Raw genomic sequence first — 5,793 nt, 5'->3', positions numbered from 1 at the left:
CCCGGCGTACCCAACACGATGGACGCACGGAAGGGATTAACTACATTGATCCAACCGTTGTTCCAGCGTTTCCTGTAATAGAAACGTGTCGGCAGATTGACCGAATACTCGCTTTCGATAAGCCTCGTTTCCTGCATGAAACTCTCGTTCTCGTTGTTGAAAACATCCTCCATCAAATTGTGTTTCAACAGGCGGCTCATCCACAGACCACCCATCAACAGGCAGACATAGCCCGTTCCAATGGTAAGGACATACAGTCCCGTCACCGCTTCAAGCGGCAGCGGCAGGGGCAGCAACCACCAGTTCAGGAAAAACAGCACGAACCCGACGGCAAATGCTGTCCAGATTCTCCCCCAAGTGATTTTCTCACCCTTGACACCCTTCGTACCCAGACAGGACAAGGCAAGCAAAAGGACGGAAAACAGCTTCGTGTAGAGAATGGAATGGAACAGCCCCGCCGTGCGGTCGAAGTTCAGAAGGATTTTGTCCACCACGCCGATGTTCACGCCCCACAGCCGGATGGCTTCGTAGCAGAACCAGTACACGTTCATGACCACTAAAATGATACTCACGGCACGCAGAAAATCCATGATTTTCGCCAATGCCCTCAAATCGTCTTCTTGTTGTGACATACATTGATTTTTTAATTGTTGATACTCTGATTACATACCCAAGCCCTTGCGTTTTTTCTTCTTTTTGCGCTTCATCGCCCGGATGAAAGCCTCTTCCTCGGCATCTACCGCCGGACCTTCGGGAGTGAGCAAGCCCATACCGCCCGATATATCTTCACTGTCGTAGGCGGTCTGCCCGTGTGCCTTGTCCGCAGCATCCACAGGGATGGATAGCGGTATCGGCGGTTGTCCGGCGTATGGCAGGGTGAAGTGTTCCTGCAAGGCATTCGCCGAAAGCTCCTTACCCATGCGCGAACCGTTCAGCACGCATCCCGTGCGGTGGTCGATGAAGGTAGCCCCATAGATGCGCCCTTCCTCTGTGTAGCGCAGTACGGTGTCGATGCCCTTCTCTTTGAGTTGGGATACAAATTTGTCCTTGTCATAAGTGCCTTGCAGCACGGAAAGGACGGTGCGTTTCGTCATGTCTGCCAGTTTCCTATCCTTGATTTCCGATTTGGAACGGACAAACTTCTTCTGTACGGCTTCATAGCCTGCGGACTTCCCGAAAAGCGAGGATTTGAACGGGTTGCCCACCTTGTTACCCTTGTCGTCCGTGACGGAATAGACCAGCCCGTGATACTCCCGTCCGCGCACGTTGCCCCTCGCTTCCTCCACCGTCATATTATATAAGGAAAGGAGCGCACGGTATTCGCCCATCGTCTGGAAACGGTACTGCCCATTCAGAGCCTTCACGGTGTTGCCTACCTGCTTCTTCACATCACCTGCCGATGCGGCCACCTTGCGCAACGGATTATCCAATCTCTGATTTTTACGTTCTGCCGGATGCAATCCGTACTTCTGTTCCAGTTCCCTGCGGATACGGTCGCTGCGGCGGTAGAGAAAATCCCGGTTGAGCCTTTTCCCGTTCTCGTCCACGTTGACCGTCACGATGTGCAGGTGGTGGCGGTCGATGTCCTCGTGCTTGAATACAAGATAAGGCTGGTTTCCGAAACCGAGTTTTTCCAGATACTCGCGGGCGATATTCTGCAACTCAATATCGGTCAGCACATCCTCCGGGTGCGGGTTGAGAGAGATATGCACCACCGGCTTCTCGATCTTCATCTGCGGTGGCAGGAAGGTGAGAAAACCCTCCATCGCCTTGCCTATGTCCACCGTTCCCGAACCGTCATTGTAGATGCGGTTGGTGGTGAGAAGCCGCCCCTGCGCCTCGTTAATCTTCTCCCCGTTGTAGGCAATCGCGCCGTACAACGAACTTCCTACACTGATTTTTGCGACCATTTTGCCTCCATTTCCCTTGAAAGTTCCACAATCCGGCGGCTCAGTTTCACGAGTTCGACGGTGTGTTGCTCTAATTTGTAGAGCAACGCCATCGCCTTTTTCTCTGAAAAATGCAGCCTCAGTTCCTTCACGACTTGGTTGTAATTCGTACCCACGGCACGGAATTGTGCATGAAAATCCGACAGTTTGGTGTAATAGTCCACCAACGTCTTGTCCACCTTCAGCACCTTGAACGGTTGCCCGAAGAAGTGCGCTTTGAGGAAAACAGACCGTGCATAGACACCCGATTTTCCGAACATGGCGAGGAAACGGTTGTGTTCCTCCTCGTTGAAACGGACGGTGTACCGGTACACCGCCGGATCAAGTTTGGGATTTCTCCCTGATTTGCTTTTCCTTTTCTCTTTCATATTACTTTGGATTTAGCGGATTGACGGCATAAGCCGCCGCTTCGGATTACAGCACCGCAGTTCTGAAAGGCTTCCCGACTTCGGAGGGAAAGCCCGCCCCCTGCAAGGGCAAGTGCTTTTCGTGGCTGCTCAAAATATTTTGAGCGGCTGAAAAGACATCTTGCTATGTTCAGGTGAACATAAAAATCCGTCGGGGACGGATTGGGGATGATTCCTTTCAAACTCCGGGCTGCGCTACCTGCGGCGTACCCTGCCGTTCGGGTGCAAAGTTACGCCCTTAAGGCGATGTCCGACAGAGGCTTGACCCGGACAATCAGTGCCAACCGGCGCAACGTGCCGCCACTTGCCGGAGAAGTGATACAAGTTCCAAAATATCCTTGTTTATTTGCAGTGTGATTCGGATGTGGGACTGAAAATACACTCCTTCCGCCGGATGTTCGGACAGCAATCCGGGCATCAATCCAAACGGTTGAAAACAGGTGTATGTATTCAGATAGTTTTCCAAGCACACGTCCGTGCGGACGGATAAAAGCATGGACGGTTGGACAAACCGATGAATACCCGCAGGCACAGCCGGATTAAGGAGTGAATAAATAAATGAATGGGAGTGCGTGCGTACGTACTAATGACAATACGCTACCGCCACCGGACAGATGTATAACCAAATAAATTATCAAAAAAATGAAAGAAGCAACTTATGTGGCAATCTCCACGCAGAAAGGTGGAGCGGGTAAGACAACCCTGACAGTGCTTGTAGCAAGCTATCTGCACTATGTGAAAGGCTACAACGTAGCCGTGGTGGACTGCGATTTCCCGCAGTACAGTATCCATGACATGCGCAAGCGTGACATGAAAGCCGTCATGGAGGACGGGCATTACAAGGTGCTGGCGTATGAGCAGCTCAAACGACTGAAGAAGAACCCGTACACCATCAGATGCAGCCGTGCGGAAGATGCGGTAAAGACCGCCGAAAATCTGGTGGCAGCGCAGCCCGACCTCGATTTCGTGTTCTTCGACCTGCCGGGAACAATCAACAATGCCGATGTGGTGCAGACCATTTCCCAAATGGACTATATCTTCACGCCCATCATCGCCGACCGTGTGGTGATGGAGAGTTCCATCAAGTTCGCCACTGTCATCAACGAACAGATGATAAGCACGGGCAAGTCCGGCATCAAAGGGATTTACCTCGTGTGGAACATGGTGGACGGACGCGAAAAGACTGAACTTTACAAGGCATACGACAAGGTCTGTGCCGAGTTCGCCCTGCCCATTCTGGAAACACATCTACCGGACAGTAAGCGCTTCCGCAAGGAGACGGCGGCAGAACGCAAGGCGGTATTCCGCTCCACGGCGTTTCCGGCGGACAAAATACTGGTACGCGGCAGCAACCTCGACAAACTCGTCGATGAGATTCTCGGCATCATCAAAAACTGAACGGCATGGCAAAGAAAACAAGAATCGAGGACATCGACAGCGAAGCCGTAATCAACTCATTTCGACTGGACGATACAAGCATTCCGCCGGAAGCGAGAAGCACGGACGGGAACGCTCCTGTCCCACCTCCGAAAGAAGCGATACAAGAAGCCGTTTCTCCACCCGCCTCGCACTCCAAAGAGGAGCCGGAACGCAGGCGCAGGAACAGCAAGCCGGAAAAATTGGATTATGACACAGTATTCATATGCGGTTCCAATATCACGGCAAGGCTCGGCAAGCAGGTCTATATCCGCAAGGAGTACCACGACCGCATACAGAAGATGCTTCATGTAATCGGAGGCAACGAAGTGACTATCGCGGCATTTCTTGACAACGTGCTGACACACCATTTCACGCTGTTCCAAGACGAGATAGCCGAATCGTTCAAACGGCACATGGAATCCTATAATTTATAAACACTCAAAAACAACAAAGAAGTATGAAAAGAACAAATAAGAACCGTCAGGCTGAGTATCTGCAAACAGGAAAGAGTGAAAGAACCGCTGTCCGTGCAGCAAAGTGTGTAACCGACTACGGGCATGAAAATACCGACGTTGACTTCCGCAAGGATAAAGGCAGAGACAAACCGCTCTCGACTTTCCTGCAAGCATCGGAAATCAAAACGCGGCAATGTATATACATCAGCCGAGAAATTCATGAGAAAGTCGCTATCGTTACCAGTCGGATGGGAAACGGTTTGAGCATCGGCAAGTTTGTGGATAACATCCTCCGCGACCATTTCCGACAATACGGGCAGCAGTACATGGAACAGATTGAAAACGCCCAAAAAGTAAGATTATGACAAAGGCGTTTTTAATCGTATCGGTTGCTTGCAACGTGTGGTTTCTGTTTCTGCTGTTCTATGACCGCATCATGGACATGAAGCTCATCCGTTTCTTCAGACATATTGCCGGGCTGTGGCGGTCATTGGACAGTACGGTGGCAGAGCAAGGAAAGGATAAGGAAATACCTCACGCAGACACCTCGGACATCATTGGCAAGAGCCGTTTCAAGATGGCATCGACCCGGACAACCGCTGCCATACCGACGCAAGAAGCCGCCACTTCGGAAAAAGGCATTGAGCTGTCGGAGGAAGAGGCTACTTTTGACGACGGAAACACGGAAACCGTCTCACGCCCGACACAAGTACCGGAGGACAAACTCGATGAAACCTTCACGAGCATCCCGCCCTCGGAACTGGAGTACGGAGAAGATGAACCGGAGGATGAAGAACCAGACAAAAAGCAGGCTTCGGGAAGTAGCTTCGAGGATATTGACATGGCAGTACACACCATACGGAAGGAATCACCATCCGATGAGGAAATGCGACACGCCGGAAAGGTCATGACGGAACTGGACGGGACAGAGCTTTTCACAAGAATAACGGAACGCCTGACCGATGAAGCAATGAGCGAGAGGATTGCAAAGGCGATGGCAGTTTTCGTGGACACGGTGAACATGACCGTGACACAACAAAAGGAAAAGGTGTTCGTGATTCCCGACAACATCGAGGAGTTCGACTTCCGAAACTATGTATAACAACTAAAAAAGAATGGAAATGAAAACGTAAAATGACGACACCCACGCGCACGGCGGTACAAGGTACAGCCAACCCGCAACGGACAGCCCCAAGTCCGTAGAAACAAACGGGCAACCACTAAAACCAAAGTAAAGTAATCAAGTATCAACCGCCCGAAAAAGGACTATCCACCCTTTGGACGGCACAAAAAAGAACAGTTTATGAACAAGAACATCAGACAAAAGTTAATCATCGCTGCGGCACTTATGATTGCCGCAACCGCCTCCGCTTTCGCACAGGGAAACGGTCTGGCTGGCATCAACGAAGCCACCTCTATGGTGAGTTCGTATTTCGACCCCGGCGTGTGACACGTGAGCCGCGTAAGTGATTGTGTAACTATGATTTAATTCATTGATTACACCTGCAATTCCGTTTGCAGTAGTCTGAGAGTACGTGCATTGCGAGTAATCTCTTTGTGCGA

8 protein-coding genes and 1 pseudogene are annotated in these 5,793 nt (G+C 51.1%); 5 read left to right on the top strand and 4 right to left on the bottom strand.

Annotated features, from left to right (window positions below; genetic code table 11):
• The 4 genes from H8S63_RS19405 to H8S63_RS19390 all read right to left on the bottom strand — a co-directional run.
• A partial coding sequence (locus tag H8S63_RS19405; protein WP_186927676.1) for a YWFCY domain-containing protein occupies positions 1-632 on the bottom strand: 632 nt, incomplete at its 3' end.
• A 30-nt stretch (positions 633-662) separates the two neighbouring features.
• Positions 663-1,910, bottom strand: coding sequence for a conjugal transfer protein MobB (gene mobB, locus H8S63_RS19400; RefSeq protein WP_004291483.1), 1,248 nt, complete (start codon positions 1,908-1,910; stop codon positions 663-665).
• Complete coding sequence (gene mobA, locus H8S63_RS19395; protein ID WP_004291488.1) at positions 1,889-2,317, bottom strand: conjugal transfer protein MobA; 429 nt, start codon at positions 2,315-2,317, stop codon at positions 1,889-1,891. Before mobA ends, mobB begins: the two co-directional genes overlap by 22 nt.
• Positions 2,318-2,630: 313 nt before the next feature.
• Positions 2,631-2,852 carry a hypothetical protein gene (locus H8S63_RS19390; RefSeq protein WP_032595732.1) on the bottom strand — a complete coding sequence of 74 codons (222 nt, stop codon included), beginning with the start codon at positions 2,850-2,852 and terminating at the stop codon, positions 2,631-2,633.
• A gap of 146 nt (positions 2,853-2,998) precedes the next feature.
• Between H8S63_RS19390 and H8S63_RS19385 the strand changes: the two genes are divergently transcribed.
• The 5 genes and pseudogenes from H8S63_RS19385 to H8S63_RS19365 form a co-directional block, all read left to right on the top strand.
• Positions 2,999-3,754, top strand: a complete 756-nt coding sequence (locus tag H8S63_RS19385) for a ParA family protein (RefSeq protein ID WP_005643916.1) — start codon at positions 2,999-3,001, stop codon at positions 3,752-3,754.
• Positions 3,755-3,759: 5 nt separating this feature from the next.
• Complete coding sequence (locus H8S63_RS19380) at positions 3,760-4,209, top strand: DUF3408 domain-containing protein (protein WP_004311202.1); 450 nt, start codon at positions 3,760-3,762, stop codon at positions 4,207-4,209.
• A complete protein-coding gene (locus H8S63_RS19375; protein WP_299338276.1) occupies positions 4,206-4,595 on the top strand; it encodes a DUF3408 domain-containing protein in 390 nt (129 codons plus the stop codon). The genes H8S63_RS19380 and H8S63_RS19375 overlap by 4 nt, the downstream gene beginning before the upstream one ends.
• Positions 4,592-5,332, top strand: coding sequence for a hypothetical protein (locus H8S63_RS19370; protein WP_032595736.1), 741 nt, complete (start codon positions 4,592-4,594; stop codon positions 5,330-5,332). Before H8S63_RS19375 ends, H8S63_RS19370 begins: the two co-directional genes overlap by 4 nt.
• A gap of 201 nt (positions 5,333-5,533) precedes the next feature.
• Positions 5,534-5,674, top strand: a pseudogene (locus H8S63_RS19365) (DUF4134 family protein); the annotation flags it as partial.
• Between the last annotated feature and the right edge of the window lie 119 nt (positions 5,675-5,793).

It is taken from the genome of Bacteroides sp. NSJ-39, from assembly GCF_014287315.1.
In the GTDB taxonomy this organism is placed as follows: domain Bacteria; phylum Bacteroidota; class Bacteroidia; order Bacteroidales; family Bacteroidaceae; genus Bacteroides; species Bacteroides finegoldii.
This window is presented reverse-complemented; position numbering and strand designations above follow the sequence as displayed.

Coding starts and splice junctions, on each gene's coding strand:
- mobB (WP_004291483.1), bottom strand. CDS start 1,910: ATGGTCGCAAAAATCAGTGTAGGAAGTTCGTTGTACGGCGCGATTGCC.
- mobA (WP_004291488.1), bottom strand. CDS start 2,317: ATGAAAGAGAAAAGGAAAAGCAAATCAGGGAGAAATCCCAAACTTGAT.
- H8S63_RS19390 (WP_032595732.1), bottom strand. CDS start 2,852: ATGCTTTTATCCGTCCGCACGGACGTGTGCTTGGAAAACTATCTGAAT.
- H8S63_RS19385 (WP_005643916.1), top strand. CDS start 2,999: ATGAAAGAAGCAACTTATGTGGCAATCTCCACGCAGAAAGGTGGAGCG.
- H8S63_RS19380 (WP_004311202.1), top strand. CDS start 3,760: ATGGCAAAGAAAACAAGAATCGAGGACATCGACAGCGAAGCCGTAATC.
- H8S63_RS19370 (WP_032595736.1), top strand. CDS start 4,592: ATGACAAAGGCGTTTTTAATCGTATCGGTTGCTTGCAACGTGTGGTTT.